Here is a 19,136-nt window from a genome sequence, read left to right as displayed (position 1 = left end):
ACAGCCCTACTCAACTGTGCGGAGGTGGGACGACGAAATCGAATTCTAACGAATTACCGATTTCTGTCCCACTCTCTATTTTTCAATGATGACAGGGCCATCTGGTGTCCCTACAATCACTTTTGAAATCATGTTCAAGAATAAACCGTGCTCGACAACCCCGACGGTGTGATCCAATTCATTGGCTAGAGCTTCTGCATCCTCGATCACCTTGAGATCCAAGTCAATGATAAAGTTGCCTTGGTCGGTGACAAAACGTTGATCATCCGCGAGACGGAAAGCAGGATGGTAACCCTTTTGCTCAAAGTGCCGGAAGAGATTTTCAGCTCCGTATTGCACTACTTCCACTGGAAGTTTGAAAGCCCCAAGAGTTGCGACTTGTTTGGATTCATCCACAATCCAAATGCAATCTTTTGAATTGGTTGCGACGATTTTTTCCATGAGGAGAGCCCCACCGCCACCTTTGATCCCGTTCAATTGAGGATCCACTTCATCTGCGCCATCCACTGTCACATCGACCACTTCGACATCGTCGATAGCCTTGAGCGGGATGCCTAAACTTTCAGCCTGATCATAGGTCACACTCGACGTTGTGACAGCTGTGATCTGCAAGCCTTCTTCTTTGATGCGACGACCCAATTCAGCCACAAAATAATAAGCAGTTGACCCTGTACCGAGACCGACAATCATGCCGTCTTTGACAAACTCAGCCGCCTTAATTCCTACCTGTTCTTTTAGGTTTACCATCATAGACCTCCTTTTATATTCTATTACAGTATAGCATATTCTGAAAGAGATTTCACTAATTATTTGAAAACCTTTCCATCTTTTAGTTCTAAAAGCAAAACCTTGCCCGTCCGCTGACTTTACGATAGAATAGAGATGAATCTACAGGAAAAGAGAAATGACATGATTACTAAAGAATTTGATACCATTGCTGCCATCTCGACCCCTCTTGGTGAGGGGGCTATCGGGATCGTCCGCTTGAGCGGGACAGACAGCTTTGCCATTGCGCAAAAGATCTTCAAAGGGAAAGATTTGAACAGCGTTTCTAGCCACACCCTCAACTACGGTCATATCGTAGATCCAGATAAGGACGAGATTCTCGACGAAGTCATGGTGGGAGCCATGCGCTCGCCGAAGACCTTCACCCGCGAGGACATTATCGAGATCAATACCCACGGCGGGATTGCGGTGACAAATGAAATCCTGCAATTAGTCATCCGTGAAGGAGCTCGATTAGCTGAGCCTGGGGAATTTACCAAGCGGGCCTTTCTGAACGGTCGGGTCGATTTAACCCAAGCCGAAGCTGTCATGGACATTATCCGCGCCAAGACCGACAAGGCTATGAATATTGCAGTCAAACAGTTGGACGGATCCCTATCTGATCTGATCAACAATACCCGCCAAGAGATACTCAATACCCTGGCCCAGGTCGAAGTCAATATCGACTATCCTGAGTACGATGATGTCGAAGAAGCAACCACTGAGATCATCCGTGAAAAGACCAGTGAATTTGAAGCACTCTTGACCAACCTCCTCAAGACTGCCCGTCGTGGCAAGATCTTGCGTGAAGGGATCTCTACTGCTATCATCGGTCGTCCAAACGTCGGCAAGTCTAGCCTCCTCAATAATCTTCTTCGCGAAGAAAAAGCCATTGTTACCGATATCGAAGGAACCACTCGTGACGTTATCGAGGAATACGTCAACATCAACGGGGTTCCCCTCAAACTGGTCGATACGGCTGGGATCCGGGAAACCGAAGACATCGTTGAGAAAATTGGTGTAGAACGTTCGAAAAAAGCCCTCAAGGAAGCTGATTTGGTTCTTCTGGTTCTCAATGCTAGCGAGCGCTTGACCGATCAAGACCGCCAACTCCTTGAAATCTCTCAAGACAGCAACCGCATCATCCTCCTCAACAAGGTCGACCTCCCAGAGAAGATCGAAATCGACCAACTGCCGGAAGATCATATCAAGATTTCCGTCCTGAAAAACCAAAACATCGATCAAATTGAAGACCGGATCAACGCCCTCTTCTTCGAAAATGCTGGGCTGGTTGAGCAAGATGCGACTTATCTTTCTAATGCTCGTCACATCTCTCTCATCGAAAAAGCTGTTGAAAGCCTGCAAGCGGTCAACGAAGGCTTGGCCCTCGGTATGCCGGTAGACCTGCTTCAAGTCGACCTCACCCGCACCTGGGAAATCCTCGGAGAAATCACAGGGGATGCCGCTCCAGATGAGCTCATCACCCAACTCTTCAGCCAGTTCTGTCTTGGTAAATAAATCCATTTTAAGATCCTATACTCTTAGAGACTTTCCTTAGGTGAGTACGGACGTCAGCGAACTTCGAAGAAGTTCCATGACTTAGTTTTGAATCTAACGTTTCAAAACTCCCGAGTGCTTGAAACAACAATGTTTCAAGCACTTTTCTCACGGCGGAAAGTCTCAAATACTTCTTTCAAAATTGAATTTAGTTTACAGTTATAGGATCACCCAGTTTATACAAAAGTATGTCCAAAATAACAAAAATGCGTATGTTTGCACACATACGCATTTTTTGTTCTTATTTTGCTTGTTCTAATCGCTCGACGGTCTGATAAGCTTGGTAGATCAGGAAGAGCCCAGTAGCATTCAAGATTGGAATCGCAATCGGCAACTCGGTCACGATTTGTGAGAAAGGTGAATTGCCAACAAAATGGAGTCCAAACCCAGCTACTAAATATCCCCAGCCTGCTAGACGTAAATCCTTGCGTCCTCTGCTTGCTTGGACAATCAGGAAGAGCCCCAGCATGACAAGACCTGTGTAGACCCAGTGAGACATGGGCGCATTGGCCACACGGCCGAGAATCCCTGACACCGTGTAAGAGAAACCTCCCGGCAGGTCCTGACGGATATAGGCAAAGTCCTCGACGATCTGGAAACCAAGACCAGAGGCAATCGCCAAGAGGAAGATCGACTTGATGCGACGAACACTGAACAAATAGAGGACAAAGAAGATCGGAATCAACTTAAAGGGTTCCTCAAAGAGAGGCGCAGCGATGGCACTCTCGTACTGGTTCCAAAAGTCGCTATTTGGAGCGATCGCTTGAATCATATCATGGAAATAAGTATTGGCAAAGCTAGACAACCAACCGGCAACAAAGCCCCCACCTAATACAGAAAATAGAACCGGTACCCAAGACAACTTCCACTTCTTGGCAAAATGAAAGAGAGCCCAAACAGCAGGAAGTGCATAGACCAAAAGGATCAAGGACGAAAGTCCCGCAATCCCGTACTGGCTGCCAGACATCCAGCCTTCTGTCAGTGACTGGGTCTCATAGGCTAGGCCGATCGCTAGCAAGAGTAAATAGAGAAACAAAATCGATTTGCGTTTCATAAAAGACCTTTCTAAAGTGAAATGAAAAAGGCTGGAAGCCCAGTCTTTTTTCTGTGTTTCTATTGTATCAGGATCAGCTTAAAAAAACAATAAATGTGGATTAGTGAGAAAAATGTAAACGTTGATGGCGACAAATGGTTGACTAAATTTAGTTACTTAATCACCAGCGCTCCATTTTCCTCCGTTGCCAAGAGCTTCTCATCTTTATCATATATTTTAAGTTTTATACTGCTTGGTGTGTTTTGAGTTGCATTGTATTGCTTTACTATCTCTTCTTTTAGATCAAAAAGCGTCTTACAATAATCTTTTGGATTTATATTTGCTAAAGATAGCATATTTTCTGATACAGAGAAGACAAGGATCACATACTCTTCATTATAATACACTTTCGCCATCTCAATTTCGCCATTGATTTGATTTTGAAGCATATAAGCAAATACTACATTAGTTTTTTCATTTCCAACCAATGAGGTAGGGGCTTGATTCATCCCTTTGACCACTGATTCTTTACTTTCCTTTGTAGAATCTTTTACATTCTGTTCAGTAGACTGCTCTTTTTTGTCTTCATTCTTCACTTCTTTTTGCGCGCACGAAGACAGAAATAGCGAGAGGATGGTCATTGTTGCAAACATAGTTTTTTTCATAGATTTTCTCCTTTTATTTTTACAAGTAGAAAACGACCTGTAATTGACCAAAATTGCATAAGCTTCCTGTAAAAGATATACCAAACCTTTAATCTGATAACCTAATAGGTCATTAGATCTTTAATAGTTTAAAAAATTTTTATCTAATATTATTCTACCATAATCTCCCTTACTTCAGTACTGCAAGAATCTGGCGAATCATGTCTGGATCCCCATCTGGCAAAGTCACCGTTTCAGCATGGTCCAAGATCCCTTGAGTAAATTGCGTCATAAACTCCTCACTATTGAGCTCATCTGCAGACTGTTGCCAATGACTCGGAACAGGATAGATCGTTACCGTCCCATCACCGTTTGATGCGTAAGTCACATGTCCTTCTGCAGAAATAGGAGTAAACAACTGACGAACATCTTTAGGATAATCAACTCCTAGCCCACCAAAGTAAATTTTTGTACCAGCACTCTTTTCATTAATACTCAATTCTGTCGGTACAGACTTGATCACATAAGCCCAGACACGCGCAGCTTCGACCTGAGCATCGGTGTAGCCTGGATAATCATTCTGATCCGCCTTCTTCGAAGATTTAACCTCGCTATCCGATCGAGTATTCCACTTCTTGGCCTTACTCGTCTTAGACGTACTACTGCTATCCTCGGTATCTACTTGTTCCCGATCTTTGGGTTGCTCTTTCTTACGATAGTAGAAATTGTCATCATCGCCATAAGCCGGTGACTGACCAGCCCAGATCCGATCCTTGGACTTATCTGAAGCATCGTCCTTGCCAGCTTTCTGACCTTTTGGAAGGAGCAAGAGACCGTAGCCTCCAACACCCGACTTGGCACTGACCGTCATCTCAGCAATCTGGTCCTTCTGCTTAAAGCTCGATGCATCAAGTTCAACGTCCTCACTGACCAAGCCTTTGTCATCAAAAAACAACTCATTGCCACGACCATCAACCCAAGTCCCCTTGATACTCGAGTAGTCCTTAGCCTTGATCGCTTTCAAGTCCATGCCAGACTGCTTCTTTTCCGAAGTGCTGGTCTGCTTGGTGTCCGAGCTCTTAGGCGTTACCGTCCTCTGAGGACGACCACACGAAGCCAAAACCAAAGCAGAAAGCACAATCACAAAACCTTTTTTCATATCAATCTCCCTTCACATACCTATTATTTTAGAGAAATAAGAAAGGAGAGTCAAAGAAAAAGTGGAGGGGGCATAAAAGTCTGTAAAATTATTATTTGAATTTCTAAAGAAATAGAAGCTCAATGTATCGAGCTCCTAGACCTTCATTTTTTGTTTTTCTTGTTTTGGGATCATTCTAAAGAACACAGCTCTAAAACAAGGAAACATTGATACTATCAACTCCACACATCCTACATAGACAGTTTCCCTTATTTTTTTAATATGCTTCAAAACTATATCTTGTACAAATTATTTAATCTTTCTAACTCTAATACACTCATAGATACTTCTACTCCAGTAACTACCCCCTTACTATAAATAATTCCACAAGTAAATACAATCCTCTCCTGACTCAAAATATTTGACAATATTACAAAAGATTCCAAAACATAATCCTCTATAGTAATAAAACAATTATTTTCATCTTTGAAAAACTCTATAAATCCAATATCCTTACACTTATCACGAAAATGAAACCTAAGTGATCTTAAAAAAGAATCAAAAAACACATCGTTTCCCATAGAAAACCCTTTCATTTTTAAAAACATTCTGATATAATCATACAAAAAATAAAGGAGAACTACAATGAAAAAAGTAATTATTTTTATCTTGTTAATCCTCTTAATCCTCTTATTAATCTTTTCTATTGTTGCAATTCTTATATACAACATGTTTTAAAAAATAAATGACCAGCCTCCTGTAGAGTACAGAAAACTGGTCGCATAAGAGGACTTTCTCTTGTTCCATTATTGGGGTGCAGTTACTAAACATGCTAAGTTTTTTTGCGTGAAGATATATCAAAACTTTTTAAACCAATTCTTGATATACTCTAAGCATATATCCAGTAAGAATTTGATAAATAATAATACAATTCCAATCTTCACAAACATGTAATATTTAAATGTGTCATCAAATGAATGCACACGGATCGGAAAGGTGAAGATATTAGACGGATTGATAAGAAAATATAGTGAGATACAAATAGATAAAACCAACGCCACTATAAAAATTTTTTTATGTAATTGCATTTTTTACCTTACCCTTTCTTGTTTTACAACATTAAATACCAATTTTATATAGCCTGATTAATTCTTTCGTTCCCCTTTCTAACAGGCTATTTTATAGTTTTCTACACCTTAATCATATACCAATTTCAAAATAATTCAAGTCTGTTTTTCTAATAATTTTAATGGTATAATAATAAAGTTGGAGTGATAAATAAAAACTCAGAAACTATCCCAACAAACTCTATAAATTAGATACGATAAAAAAATCTATTCTGCTGATTTTTTTAACTATTCGGTAAAATTCTCGAAATTTTGCTACCGAATAATTATTTTTTTGCATAAAATGTTAAAAAATCATGCTGAGATAGTCATTCTGGGCTATTTTCAGATTAAAGTACGGACAATCTACCACTAAAAATCCCTACAGCGTAAGTGGTTTGCGCTGTTTTTCTGTTCATTACAAAACTTTCGGAAAAAGATCAATTTTTCGGAAAAATATTTTCCTAAAAGAAAGTATTTTTTCGAAATCTCTTGGCACCCTTTCATAACCAAAAAACGTTTTGAGCTAATCATTGTCAATTATGTACTTTATTTAAGTGAAAACTAAAAATTTTTCAATTGTACATTCATATAAAAACACGGCTCATGAATCATAGCCGTGTTATATTTTACTTAAGCTATTTAGCTAGTTCTCTTAGTTAATATTTACTTCCCTTTTATTTGCTTTAAGTCATTTATCTCTTTTAGAATACTAAAAATATAGACACTAAATAGAACTACACCAAAAAAAGATAAAACAAAGAAACCTAACGTAAGTATTTCGCCTATAACAGCTAGTACTCCAAGGGAAAAAATACCGATAGCCATTATGGAAATTATGAGGATAAACCACAAGTAAATCATGTAAAACTTATAAAGATAGCAAAAGGACTTATTTTTTTGTTTAGGCTTATCCTTCCAATTTAAATAAAAGAAATAAGGTATATAAATAATTAAAATAAATAGAAATTCCATTTCTAGCACAACCTCTTATCTTATCACCCTTAATCAAATACATGATTTATAGCATATTAAAACTTTTTATTTAGGCAAATTAATAGCAAAATCTAAATGTCAAATCATTTATTAATCAATTCCTCAATTTCCTTTACCCCTTCAAACTCTCCAACACTTTCGAAAAGTTCTATAGCTCGTTTAAAATGTCTGTTGGATAATTCCGTATCTTTCAAGGCTAAATAGATTTCACCTAACCCTCTATAGCTACAAGCTTGAGAAATCACATCATCAGTCTCTAAAGATTGTTCCAATGACAGATTCATGAATGTAAGAGCTTCATGAAGGTTGTTTAATTTAAATCTCACATAGCCTTGTTCGTAGTTATTCACAGCTTTCTTTAGATTATCGTTTGGAAAATACTCTTCAACTATCTTCTCTTCGTCTTCAATGAGTTTTAAAGCCTTATGAAAATCACCCTGATCTCTGTAGATCATAGCTAATTGATGTAAGCCAATATGTTCATTTTCTTTATCTTCATTTTGTCGAGCTAATAAAATGTATTTCTCAAAGATATGGGTACACGAGGCATAGTCTTTTTCTGCCAATAATAAATACCCCATTAGATTTAAAAGGCTAAAATCTGTACAGGTATCAATGGAAAAATCTTGTTCAACCAACTTTTTAGCTTCTAATATATTTCCTTCTAGGAACAAGTCCCAAGCTACATCGATTTTAGAGACCATCTATTTCCCCCTTCAACTATAAACAACCTTCATAAAATAAAATCACTCAACAAGAATATACTAAATCCTACCTTTACAGATTTAATCCACTAAACTAAAGTATAGCAAAAAGCCCAAATAACTACTATTTGGGAAAAATGTTACTTAGTTTCTTTTTAAACGAGCAATGAGTAACTTAATAAGATAAGCTAGAACTACAAGTGCTACTACGCGTGATAATAGATAGAAAATAGAATAAACAAAATAGATTTGCATATCTGACACCTCCTAAATAAAAGAGATTAACCATCTTGTCCTCAATATTATTGTACTCCCGTTTGAAAGCGGTGTCAAATGTTGTGATAAATAGTATAGACATCTGGAATAAATTTAAAGCCTATAAAAATCAAAATAAATCAATCTGTTTCATTTTGAAATCCTTTAACGATTGTAAAATATATCCTATTTTAGAAGAGGTACGTATGAAGTTATCAATTTAGATAATGTCAAAGCAAGAGAGAAATATAATGAGTAAACATAAATACAATATTTTTTACATTTTTTAATATACTTTTATTAGTATAATTGATAAAATCTTAATTAACAAAAATTATGGCTTATCTAATATTCCAATTACCTTACAACACAGGTTCATTGAATAGGATTAGATAATCGAAGCAATGTTGAAACGAATGGAGGGGGTTAATATTAAGAATTTAATAAGTGATCAAATGTCTAATAGACAAATCATCAAAGACTTTATTAGTAGTTTTATTAGTTCTTTAAGTGGAAAAGCTTTTAATTTTGCTTTAGGATTAATGTTACTGGACCAAACAAAATCGGCAATGAGTTTTGGAATCAATATGATCATCTATCCTTTAGTTAGTTTGATTTTCTTGGTTCCAATCGGTAATTTAGTAGACCGATACCGTCATAAAAAGATCTTAATTTATAATTTTATCTTTAGGCTTATAATCTTTCTTCTGTTTTATGCTTTTTATTTTTTAACGAATTCATCTACTATCTTATACCTCGTAATCCCGTTTGTCATACTCCACTCTATTACAGTTAACATCAATGATACTTGTTATTCAGCCTCTATCCACGAGTTAGTAAATGATACAAAAATTCAACGATTAAGCTCTGTTACACAAACCGCTATTGCTATCGCAACCATGCTTTCCCCAGCTATTGGAGTCATTTTTTATAATTGGTTAGGCTTCTCAGGCTTTATTCTTATAGAGATCATTGCAAATCTCCTTTCTTTAGGTGTCTTACTTACCATGAAATTCTTTTATGAACACGAAGAGCAAGAAGCTAAGATTAAACAGAATGAAAAGCATCAACACGGGGTCAAAGAAATTATCCAATTTTTAAAAGAAAATCAGATTGTAAAATATATTATTCTTGTTAGTGTTGTACTGAATTTTTTCTATACTTCCATTAGCATTGGAGTGCCATTTGTAGTCAAAGAGCAACTCTTATTAGATAATGCAACAGTAGGTATCCTAGAAACAATGTCTGCAGTTGGAATGTTATTAGCCAGTGTGTCTATGTCACTATTGCCAGACAAAAAAGAAAATAATACACTTCTTTCTAATAGAATTCGCATTCCACTTTTTCTTCTAACCATCGCTATCGTTGGTTTGGGTATTACATTTGCAACTACTAACACCCAAGTGATTATTTCTTCCGTTGGCGGTTTATTTATGGGAATTATAGCATTTACTCTTGTTATTCTAAATATTGTCGTCATGACCTATCTTCAAAGTAGTATTGAAACAAATTATTTAGGAAGAGTAATGAGTACTTTGTTCACACTAAATACGTCTATCATGCCGATAGGTACCATTGTATTTACTTATCTATTTCAAAAGGACATAAACGGAGGTCTGATATTCATATTTGGAGGTGTTTCTCTCCTGATCTATACCATGATAATGTTACCTCGAATATATAGAATACTCCAAAAAGAACACATTTATTGACATTGAAACAAAAGCAGTACTAAAACGTAAAACGAAAAAGACAAGGATAAAACACCTTGTCTTTTTTTAAATACTAACAATGGGACTTTTTTCATAATTTAGCACCTTTTTAGTAACCTGTTCAAGATACGGATGTATAGTCCAGATAAAGACAATACAAATTAGATTACGTCTATCTATTTACTTACCTTTTATTTGCTTTAATTCCTTTATCTCTTTTAGAATACTAAAAATATATAAACTAAATAGAATTACACCTAAGGAAAGTCTCGAAAGAGGAATTTCTATTCAATTTGAAAATCCCTCATGTTCGAAAAAATATGTCCCCTGCCGGAATCGAACCAGCAACTACTCCTTAGGAGGGAGTTGTTATATCCATTGAACTAAGGGGACCTATAAAAAAAGAAGCGAGATCACTCCCGCCTCCTTGTTCGTCTTAACGACGGATTTCTTTAATACGAGCTGCTTTACCTTGCAATGCACGAAGGTAATACAATTTCGCACGACGTACTTTACCGTAACGTACAACTTCAATCTTTTCTACACGTGGAGTGTGTACTGGGAATGTACGTTCAACACCGACACCGTTAGAGATTTTACGAACAGTGTACATTTCAGTGTGTCCTTGACCTTTACGAGCGATAACTACGCCTTCAAAGATCTGGATACGTTCACGAGATCCTTCGACAACTTTCGCGTGTACACGAACAGTGTCACCAGGACGGAATGCAGGGATATCAGTACGAAGTTGACCTTCAGTCAAGCTTTGGATTAATGGATTCATTTTATTCTCCTATCTTCGTCAATCTTGAGGGACCTCCCTCAGCGGATAAACTGTATTTTTGTGCTTCCATTACGCACAGAAACTATCATATCAGATAATTTCAGGTTTGTAAAGCTCTTTTCTCTACTTTTTCGCAACTTTTTGACCGGAATAAATGCTCCACTCTTTTGGTAGGCAATAGGCGATGGCACAAGCAATGACAAAGAAAGGAAGATTGGCATAGCCAAAGACTTCTCCTCCGATCAAGACCGGTGCGAGCAAGGTCGTCGTCGCACTGCCAAAGACACTGGCATAACCAATAGCGGCCACGACTAAGACTGGTAACCCTAGCATAGGAGCGAGAAAGACTCCAAGCGTAGCCCCGATCGCAAAGAGCGGTGTCACTTCTCCTCCTTGGTAACCAGCTGAAATCGTCACCACGGTAAAGAGGAGCTTCAAGATCCAGTCATAACTCTGCGCACTGCCCTGATGAAAAGCCACATCAATCAGATTGGTTCCAAGTCCACTGTATGTTCCGACCTTGGTCAGCTGGAGGGTCAAGAGGACCAAGCTAAGTCCAGCCCCTATAAGGGAAATCCGGATATAGGGATTAGGCAAGACTTGAGCGACTGCTTTCTTCAACCAAGAAAGGCTAACTGCAAAGAGTTTCCCAGCGAGTCCAAAAGCTAGGCCAAGTAGAGCGACTTTGATCAAGGTCTCTGGTGTCCAGCTCAGCGTTTCTCTTAGTGGCACAGCAAATTTCTCCAAACCAAGGGCGTGAGAGGTGAAGCTCGCCACGATCGAGGCGACGAGGGCAGGATAGAGAGCCACCAACTGCAACTCCCCAACCGTCAAGACTTCAAGGGCAAAGAAGGTTGCTGCGAGTGGCGTCTGAAAGAGCCCCGCAAAACCAGCTGCCATCCCAGTCATGAGAAAGATACGTGAAGCATCTGGAATCTTAATATGACGGGCAAAACGATGCGAAAGGGTCGCTCCGATCTGGACCGCTACGCCTTCCCGACCGACCGAACCACCAAAGAGGTGGCTCATCCAGGTCGTCAGCATGATCAAAGGCACCAAGACCAAGGGGATTTTCTCCTCACGCGCGTGTCCAACATCAAAGATCAGGCCCATTCCTTTTGAAGCCTTGCCACCAAAACGTTTATAAAGATAAACGATGACAAGCCCCGCTATGGCCAGAAAAAGAATCAAGGGCCAATGCTGGCTTCGAAAATCTCCTATCAGGAGAAGACCTTGACCAAAAATCATATCAATAGCACCAACCAAGAGTCCAATGAAAAGCGCCATCCCTGTTAGGACCACATACTGTTGTGCTTTTTGCTTGATAGATAGACTAGTCACGCGCCCTCACCTCCTCTTGGAAGTCTCTCGAGCGCTTCATCATATCTTGAAACTGAGCTTGAATGGTCGCCCGATACTGCTCATCCGTCACGAGAGAGCCAACTTTCTCAAGTACCTCTCTTTCCCTTCCTTGATCGAGCACAGGTATCCCCTGCTGCTCCTTATATTCTACAATCTGACCGACACAGACCATCCGTCTTTCCAGCAAGGCTACAAGCTCTTGATCGATTTGGTCAATGTCCTTACGAATCTGATCTAAATCCATGTGTCTCCTCTTTATTTTGGATATAAATCGAGGCTGAAATCCATCGATCCAACCTCTTTGTCATTAATTTGCTTTTGCTACGAGTTCTTCTGCAAAGGCTTCTAATTTTTCAATGTCTTCGTCTTCTGCAGACAAATCAACTTTGACACACTCAGAACCTTTTTCAGCACCAGTCGCAGCGAAGCAACGGTCGAAATCATCAACTGCTTTACAGAATTCATCGTAGAAGGTATCACCTGATCCTACCACACCGTAAAGTTTGCCTTTGAGATCAAGGCCAGCCAAATCTTCGTAGAAATCTTGGATCTCATCTGGAAGCTCTCCATCACCGTAAGTATAAGTCGCTACCACTGCGATATCCGCATCAAGGAAGTCCTCCGCATCCACAGTTGTACACTCATCCACATCTACTTCGACACCAAGATCACGGAATTTGTCCGCTACGATATCAGCAATTTCTTCAGTATTTCCAGTCATACTAGCAAAAACAATCTTCGCTACAGTCATAATTTCCTCCCAAAAGCTATTTCCCGTATTATACCACTTTTTCAAGCATTTTGCACGAAACCTTTCCCGATAAGCTGAAAGAAGGGACACGTTTCAAGAATTTGGACCGATTCAACCTAATCACCCTCATTTTCTTCTTGAATTGCTTTAATAGTTCAATTATTATCTGTTTTCCTTCTCCAACTCGTACTCCTCTTTAATATCTTTAATACGCTGGATTTCTTCATCTAGTTTTTTATTAAATTCAGATTCAGTCTTATATGGATATGAAAAACGGCTCCAGGTATACCACTTCAACCCATCTTTACCTTTAAAATACCATTCAAGTTTGATCGGTAAATAATCTTGATTATAGGTGATCCGAACTTTGGAAAATTGATTCTTTTCATTTAAAACTTTGGCTTCAAAATCAGGTGTCTTCCCTTCCTTCACTAGAGATTTAGTAATCAACGATTTCGGATCTCGCTCAATAACAAAGTTTGATTTTTCGATCTCTTCTCTCGAAACTTTTAAGTTCAAAATTGCGGAAGTAATATTTCGGTATAAGTCTCTATGATACCTATCGGATGGTTTTTCGTCCGAATAACTGCCATATTTTTTCCCATTTTTTACTACTACTTGAGTTTTACTATAAGAATTATTGCTCCTCAAGTCATAGCCATTCTCAAAATAAGATCGATATAAATTTTCATCGCCCGAATCATCCACAACAATAAACCGCTGTTGTTCTAATATCGATTTTGAATTTTCTTGAATCTTGCCTCTGCGGAATGCAATGAAAACACCAGCAACAACTACTAGAGACAAAGCAACTAGAAAGACTTTCGAACTGAATCCTCTCTGTTTAATTTCTTTCATCATATCCATCACATTCTAGCAAAATATACATCCAAAGTGAAGTGTTAAACTATTCAAAAAGCTGAGACATATGTAAGCTCAGCTTTATCTCAAAACTAGGTTAATCTCCCTCATTTTCCTCTTGAATTTCTTTAATATTTTCAATTTCTTCATCCAGCTTTTTATCAAAATCAGACTTATTTTTGAAGGGATACGAATAGGTGCGCCAAGTGTACCATTTTAGTCCTTCTTCACCCTTATAGTACCACTCAATTTTTGTTGGTAGAAATTCTTTGTTGTAGGTGATACGGACTTTGGAAAACTGACTATCCTTGATAGAATATCTACCTTCAAATTCAGGCGGATGTTTTTCTTCTAATAATTTTTTATTGATGAATGAATCAGTTGAACGAGTGATTTGATAGTTGGAATCTTTTATATCTTTAATATTAATTTGGTGATTTAAAAGTGCTGAAGTGAGCTCAATATCTAAAGCTCTTTTATAATACTCCGCAGCACTATATTCCTGACTACCACCATACAATTTATTATTTTTTATTGCAGCTCCATGGTAATAAAAAAAATCTTTTTCTTTTAAATCAAAACCTGCACTGATTGATAATTTTTTATCATTATCTGAAATACTTTGAGTCTCAATATAACGTTTATTTATTAATATTGAATGAGTATCACTTATGCTCTTTGATGTACTCAGGGCTACGAGTATACTTATTATACCCGCGATCGCTAGGCTTAATGCCACTAGCATAACTTTTATATTTATTATACTCTTCCATTTTTTCTTTTTCTGACATTCCTTTTGTATTACGTTGCCATGCTTCATAGTCTTCATGTCCTCCTCCTTTTACAATATCCGCAAATTGACCTACATGAGCAGTTTTTTCATCTGTTTTACCCAAATCATTTTCATAGCGAAATAGTCTTTTTGCTTCAGTTCGAGTAGCTGGCTCAGGAGTACCATCCACATCAAGCATTCCATGTTTTCCTTGATAAATTCCCGAAACATCCGTATTATTACCTTTTGAAGGGCCGTAATTAAATGATTCCGTGTTAGCAATTTCCCTTAATTCATCTTTAAAATAATTATTTGGATTGGAATCATAGCGACCATCTGCTAGTTTATGATTGTCATAGGCATCCCATTGACTGTCAAACTCGCCGGTATCCAAATTCACAATAAATTCCACCATCCGTGCATTGTTTAAATCTTTTCCTTTAGCTGAATTGCCCTGAGGGACTTGAACCTTCATATTATAGGGACGTTTAAAGCCATCTTTTGGATTAAAGCGATTATGGTAGTTAGAGCCAGTTGTGTAATCAAATTCAATATTATTTTCTTTACCATATGCTAACAGTTTTTCGTAATCATTTGCGCCTTCGTAATGATTGCGAATATAGTAAATTGCTTGGCGATCCAGATAATAACGGAAAAAATGAACTTGCTGTCGCAATGCTATTTCTTTTTGACTAATTTTCTTAAGTTCTTCTTTACGTTCTTTATCAGTAAGTTTTTCACCGCTCAATGAATTAAGATGTTTATCACCGAATGCTTTTACAACATCACGTCTGAAATACATGTTGAAATCACCATGTGGTGGTAGATTCTCTGAAATCTTATGCGTTTTGCTTGTCAAATGCATAAACAGATTACCATCCGTTTCTGCACCTAATTGCTTAAGAACCAGTTCAACTTTCGCTTCAGAATCGAGTTTACTACTAGCATACATTTCTGTATAGATATCTGATCCAATCTCCTTGGTTTCTGCATACAAAGCATCTCTCCTTGCATTTAACTCACTGCCTGTCTTGGCATCAGCAGTTCTTTTTGAAACGCCTTTAACATAACCTTTGATGGCATCCTTATCCCAGCCATCTATTTCTTTGAGGTTCACTGATTGTTCACGTAATCCCGTAAGAAATTGGTTATATTCGAACGCTGTTACATCCTTTGGTTTCTTTGGCAAATATTCATTTTCAAACTCTTTATTCTTAATCGTTTCATTTACGAGATCAGACCAGGATAAATCCTTTGGAATAGAATACATTCCAGTATTTGGATTCCACGCTACGTTAATTTGATTGACAGCTATTTGAATAGCTTGGGCTAAGACATCAATTTCCCAGAAGATACTTGGCGATGATGCATTAAACGCTCTGAGTTTATTTAATTTTTCTTGTAGTTTATTTTTAGTAGCTTTAAAAATATTTTCTAATACGTTTAAGCCTTGAATCCTCTGTAATCTCTGCAACCGTTGAAAATCTCCAGCACTAGTCGATTTACTAGCAGCAATTTCATTGATCTCTGCATGAAAGATAGCAATCATCCGATCACACTGTTCAATATCAGAAACCAACTTTTCTTCCTGTAAGTCCTCGTCAGCCACCTCCGAGCGATAGGATGCTGGAAGCTTCTTCACGCTTTCTTGCGTAGCTTCTGCTAAAGCTACACCGGCCTCCTTCAATGGCTGGACAACACTTGTCACAAAGCTTCTAAAAGAGTCGTAAGCTTGGCCAGACAAGCGCGAGGCAGAATTTTCTATTTGAGTTAATGATGTTTCTAGTGATTCATAAGCTTTCAATTGTTGCTCAATCATAGTACCTGTGCTACTAGCTTGGCTATCCAAACTACCGCGATAAACTTCAATTCCCATCGTCACACTCCTTTTCAATCATTAATTTTTTCCGTTCATGATAGATATCATTTAAATCATCTTCGACTTTTCTTTTTTTAATAGCTAATTCATCCAGCTCTTCTAAATAACTATTTGAAATTTTTCGCGATTCATGAAGAAATCCCTCTTGAAGTTGGTCAAAAAAATTTCTAGAGGAAGGATAGGATTCAAATGCATCCCATAAATAACGGTGCGCATCAGAGCTATAGCCCTCAAAGCGGTTCAACTCATCTTCCAGATTTCTTTTTTCTCTTACAATTTCTCTTTCTTTTTGGAAAAGTTGGTCTTCTTGTCTTCTTAATTCCGATAGTTGTTGATCGTGATTCATCTTCCAACTCTCTCAAGCTATTGAATGCTCGCAGCAGTAGCTTCATCCACTGCTGTAAATCCAGTTGAAACGCTTTGCAGGTTGGTCCCGATTGATTCAATCGCCGCTGCAATTTCTTCTGCTTTGGTTTTAGCAGTATCAATGGCTTGATGGGCCGCATCATTACCAGATAGTTTGGTTTGTTCATCTTTCGAAGCCGATGCAACTCCCGAAAGTGCATCTCCACTACTTTTTAAAGAAGCCGCTAACTCTTGTGCCGTTTCAGCATTACTTTTAATTTCAATCATCCTAGTCCCTCCCATACTAAATCTATTTATCCATTCTACCAAAATATTGAACTAATGTAAAACCGCTTCCACAGCTCCTAATTAGTGATAAATGCTTGCTGGATGGGCCTTTCTTATGTTAAAATTGACAGAGAAAATGAGGTAATGTATGAACGTAATGAATGAAATTCTTGAAAAGATTCAAGCTTATGACACGATTATTATCCACCGTCATCAGAATCCGGATCCGGATGCGATTGGTAGCCAGGTGGGCTTGCGGGATCTCCTGCGTGCACACTTCCCTCAAAAGCGGGTCTTGGCAACTGGCTATGATGAGCCGACCTTGACTTGGCTTGCTGAAATGGATACTGTCAGCGATGAGGACTATGCTGGAGCTTTGGTGATTGTCTGTGATACGGCTAATACTCCCCGCATCGATGATAAGCGCTATACGAATGGTGATTTCCTGATCAAGATCGACCACCACCCAAATGACGATGCTTATGGCGATCTGCTTTGGGTCGATACTGAGTCTAGCTCTACCAGTGAGTTAATCGCACTTTTTGCTAAGGAATTGGATCTTGAACTTCCTGTAAGTGCTGCGCGTCTTCTCTATGCTGGGATTGTCGGAGATACAGGTCGCTTCCTTTATCCTGCTACTTCGACTCGGACCTTTGAGATCGCTGCAACTCTTCGAAGCATTCCCTTTGATTTTACAGCACTTGCTCGTCAGATGGATATGATCAATCTCAAAACAGCTAAGCTTCAAGGCTATGTCTATGACCATCTTGAGATCGATGAACATGGTGCTGCGCGTGTGACCTTGACACAAGAGCTCTTGAAGAAATTCGATCTACGGGATTCAGAGACTGCTGCAATTGTCGGAGCCCCTGGACGCATAGATACCGTATCTGTTTGGGCCATCTTTGTCGAGCAGGCCGACGGTCACTTCCGTGTCCGGATGCGTAGCAAACGAAAAGTGATCAACGAGATTGCCAAACGACATAATGGTGGTGGCCATCCACTAGCGAGTGGAGCCAACTCCTACTCCCTCGAAGAAAACGATCAAATCTACAAAGAGCTACAAGAAGTGGCACGCACGAACGAAGGCTGAGAACGATTTCTCAGCCTTTTTATCTTGGTAATGGGGTTTTCATTTGCGGTAGCGATTCTTAGCTCTTTCTTGCCATGGGCAAACCTTAATGCTGGAAATTTTGGTTCATACACCTGGAATGGCCTTCGCGGAGATGGATGGTTTGTTATTATCTTCGCAGTCGTTGCGATTGTCCTTGCTTGCTTGAACGATGTAAAAACTTCACTACCAAAAGGTTTTGCAATTGGTGTTATCGTATCAGGGTCTCTCTCAACTGTTGTAACATTGATCGATGTCTTCGGTGTGAACAAGTACGCTGTTAATTTCAATGGCTATGGGGTTTCAATTGGCTTTGGTTTGATCCTTGCTTTGATCGCATCAATCGCTATTGTTGTAACTGGTCTCTTGGCGATGTCAGGTGGTAAAATCACAAAAGGAACATTCGAAGAACTTTCTGAATCTGGTAAAGGATTTGCCCAATCTGTTGGACGCGTGACAACTTCTACTGTAAAAACTGCTGTAAATGAAATCAAAAAAGAATCACACGAACACACTGAGGGACAAGCTGATCAACCAGTTGAAGCACCAAAAGATCCAAATCAATCTGAACAATAATAAGATTAGATTCACCTTGGCTTAGCCAGGGTGATTTTTTTGATCATAAATTTAAATAAAATTAGTGAAAATACTTGTCAAGATCTTGGAAATTTGGTAAACTAGCTTAGTAACAATCTATGGCTCGGAAAGAGACCATGGCAGAAAGGAAATATTGCAAAATGAAAAAAGATATCCATCCAGAATATCGCCCTGTTGTCTTCATGGACACTACTACTGGTTACAAGTTCCTCAGCGGTTCAACTAAGTACTCTAGCGAGACTGTTGAATTCGAAGGTGAAACTTACCCATTGATCCGTGTTGAAATTTCATCAGACTCACACCCATTCTACACTGGACGTCAAAAGTTCACTCAAGCAGATGGACGTGTGGATCGTTTCAACAAAAAATACGGTCTCAAATAAGAACCAACACAGAACCACTTCCCTTTCGGGAGTGGTTTTTTTGATCTCCGTTTCTTTTATTGTGAACGCACAAAATAAGAGGTTAGGATGTTG

General features: G+C 38.7%; 20 protein-coding genes and 1 tRNA gene. 5 read left to right on the top strand and 16 right to left on the bottom strand.

The genetic code is table 11. The features are described 5' to 3' along the window. Positions 1 to 75 precede the first annotated feature (75 nt). On the bottom strand, positions 76 to 747 hold the full coding sequence (gene rpiA, locus P5Y91_RS09795) for a ribose-5-phosphate isomerase RpiA (protein WP_070594529.1): 672 nt from the start codon (positions 745 to 747) through the stop codon (positions 76 to 78). Positions 748 to 909: 162 nt separating this feature from the next. Here rpiA and mnmE point away from each other — a divergent pair, with 162 nt between their 5' ends. Beyond that, a complete protein-coding gene (mnmE, locus tag P5Y91_RS09790) occupies positions 910 to 2,283 on the top strand; it encodes a tRNA uridine-5-carboxymethylaminomethyl(34) synthesis GTPase MnmE (protein WP_277839366.1) in 1,374 nt (457 codons plus the stop codon). A gap of 280 nt (positions 2,284 to 2,563) precedes the next feature. On the opposite strand, the gene P5Y91_RS09785 is transcribed toward mnmE, so the two are convergent. The 5 genes from P5Y91_RS09785 to P5Y91_RS09765 all read right to left on the bottom strand — a co-directional run bounded on the left by P5Y91_RS09785 (position 2,564) and on the right by P5Y91_RS09765 (position 7,943). Then, a complete protein-coding gene (locus P5Y91_RS09785) occupies positions 2,564 to 3,376 on the bottom strand; it encodes a PrsW family glutamic-type intramembrane protease (RefSeq protein WP_277839365.1) in 813 nt (270 codons plus the stop codon). 152 nt (positions 3,377 to 3,528) lie between these two features. Then, positions 3,529 to 4,020, bottom strand: a complete 492-nt coding sequence (locus P5Y91_RS09780; protein WP_277839364.1) for a hypothetical protein — start codon at positions 4,018 to 4,020, stop codon at positions 3,529 to 3,531. Between the two features lie 169 nt (positions 4,021 to 4,189). After that, positions 4,190 to 5,158 (bottom strand): YdeJ family lipoprotein, encoded by a 969-nt coding sequence (locus P5Y91_RS09775; protein ID WP_277839363.1) that lies wholly within the window; start codon positions 5,156 to 5,158, stop codon positions 4,190 to 4,192. A gap of 272 nt (positions 5,159 to 5,430) precedes the next feature. Then, positions 5,431 to 5,718 carry a hypothetical protein gene (locus P5Y91_RS09770; RefSeq protein ID WP_260314309.1) on the bottom strand — a complete coding sequence of 96 codons (288 nt, stop codon included), beginning with the start codon at positions 5,716 to 5,718 and terminating at the stop codon, positions 5,431 to 5,433. A 1,604-nt stretch (positions 5,719 to 7,322) separates the two neighbouring features. Next, positions 7,323 to 7,943: a tetratricopeptide repeat protein gene (locus P5Y91_RS09765; protein ID WP_277839362.1), complete on the bottom strand. Its 621-nt coding sequence runs from the start codon at positions 7,941 to 7,943 to the stop codon at positions 7,323 to 7,325. Positions 7,944 to 8,653: 710 nt separating this feature from the next. On the opposite strand from P5Y91_RS09765, the gene P5Y91_RS09760 reads away from it, so the two are divergent. After that, positions 8,654 to 9,910, top strand: coding sequence for an MFS transporter (locus P5Y91_RS09760; protein WP_277839361.1), 1,257 nt, complete (start codon positions 8,654 to 8,656; stop codon positions 9,908 to 9,910). 321 nt (positions 9,911 to 10,231) lie between these two features. Here the strand turns inward: P5Y91_RS09760 and P5Y91_RS09755 are convergent. The 10 genes from P5Y91_RS09755 to P5Y91_RS09710 form a co-directional block, all read right to left on the bottom strand. Then, positions 10,232 to 10,303: transfer RNA gene (locus tag P5Y91_RS09755), tRNA-Arg, on the bottom strand. A 43-nt stretch (positions 10,304 to 10,346) separates the two neighbouring features. Continuing rightward, complete coding sequence (gene rplS, locus P5Y91_RS09750; protein ID WP_003003254.1) at positions 10,347 to 10,694, bottom strand: 50S ribosomal protein L19; 348 nt, start codon at positions 10,692 to 10,694, stop codon at positions 10,347 to 10,349. A 123-nt stretch (positions 10,695 to 10,817) separates the two neighbouring features. Then, positions 10,818 to 11,981: a chloride channel protein gene (locus tag P5Y91_RS09745; protein WP_277839368.1), complete on the bottom strand. Its 1,164-nt coding sequence runs from the start codon at positions 11,979 to 11,981 to the stop codon at positions 10,818 to 10,820. Positions 11,982 to 12,027: 46 nt separating this feature from the next. Further along, on the bottom strand, positions 12,028 to 12,300 hold the full coding sequence (locus P5Y91_RS09740; RefSeq protein ID WP_129824137.1) for a chorismate mutase: 273 nt from the start codon (positions 12,298 to 12,300) through the stop codon (positions 12,028 to 12,030). Positions 12,301 to 12,363: 63 nt separating this feature from the next. Then, on the bottom strand, positions 12,364 to 12,807 hold the full coding sequence (locus tag P5Y91_RS09735; RefSeq protein ID WP_003007049.1) for a flavodoxin: 444 nt from the start codon (positions 12,805 to 12,807) through the stop codon (positions 12,364 to 12,366). A 162-nt stretch (positions 12,808 to 12,969) separates the two neighbouring features. Then, entirely contained in the window at positions 12,970 to 13,668 is a 699-nt protein-coding gene (locus tag P5Y91_RS09730) for a hypothetical protein (RefSeq protein ID WP_229099228.1), read from the bottom strand. 97 nt (positions 13,669 to 13,765) lie between these two features. Next, positions 13,766 to 14,413: a hypothetical protein gene (locus P5Y91_RS09725; RefSeq protein ID WP_013903472.1), complete on the bottom strand. Its 648-nt coding sequence runs from the start codon at positions 14,411 to 14,413 to the stop codon at positions 13,766 to 13,768. Next, positions 14,334 to 16,316: a DUF3114 domain-containing protein gene (locus P5Y91_RS09720; protein WP_201087790.1), complete on the bottom strand. Its 1,983-nt coding sequence runs from the start codon at positions 16,314 to 16,316 to the stop codon at positions 14,334 to 14,336. The genes P5Y91_RS09725 and P5Y91_RS09720 overlap by 80 nt, the downstream gene beginning before the upstream one ends. Continuing rightward, on the bottom strand, positions 16,306 to 16,665 hold the full coding sequence (locus tag P5Y91_RS09715; protein ID WP_201087791.1) for a DUF3958 family protein: 360 nt from the start codon (positions 16,663 to 16,665) through the stop codon (positions 16,306 to 16,308). The genes P5Y91_RS09720 and P5Y91_RS09715 overlap by 11 nt, the downstream gene beginning before the upstream one ends. Before the next feature lie 17 nt (positions 16,666 to 16,682). Beyond that, complete coding sequence (locus P5Y91_RS09710) at positions 16,683 to 16,952, bottom strand: TIGR04197 family type VII secretion effector (protein WP_041818175.1); 270 nt, start codon at positions 16,950 to 16,952, stop codon at positions 16,683 to 16,685. 148 nt (positions 16,953 to 17,100) lie between these two features. On the opposite strand from P5Y91_RS09710, the gene P5Y91_RS09705 reads away from it, so the two are divergent. The 3 genes from P5Y91_RS09705 (at position 17,101) to P5Y91_RS09695 (ending at position 19,043) form a co-directional block, all read left to right on the top strand. Then, positions 17,101 to 18,045 carry a DHH family phosphoesterase gene (locus P5Y91_RS09705; RefSeq protein ID WP_277839360.1) on the top strand — a complete coding sequence of 315 codons (945 nt, stop codon included), beginning with the start codon at positions 17,101 to 17,103 and terminating at the stop codon, positions 18,043 to 18,045. Between the two features lie 30 nt (positions 18,046 to 18,075). After that, complete coding sequence (locus P5Y91_RS09700; RefSeq protein ID WP_277839359.1) at positions 18,076 to 18,639, top strand: lantibiotic ABC transporter permease; 564 nt, start codon at positions 18,076 to 18,078, stop codon at positions 18,637 to 18,639. A gap of 161 nt (positions 18,640 to 18,800) precedes the next feature. Beyond that, positions 18,801 to 19,043, top strand: coding sequence for a type B 50S ribosomal protein L31 (locus P5Y91_RS09695; protein WP_003016441.1), 243 nt, complete (start codon positions 18,801 to 18,803; stop codon positions 19,041 to 19,043). Positions 19,044 to 19,136: the final 93 nt, after the last annotated feature.

This window comes from Streptococcus taoyuanensis (genome assembly GCF_029589235.1).
GTDB lineage: Bacteria > Bacillota > Bacilli > Lactobacillales > Streptococcaceae > Streptococcus > Streptococcus taoyuanensis.
Note: the sequence above shows the minus strand (reverse complement) of the source record. Positions and strands in the feature narration are given on the sequence as shown.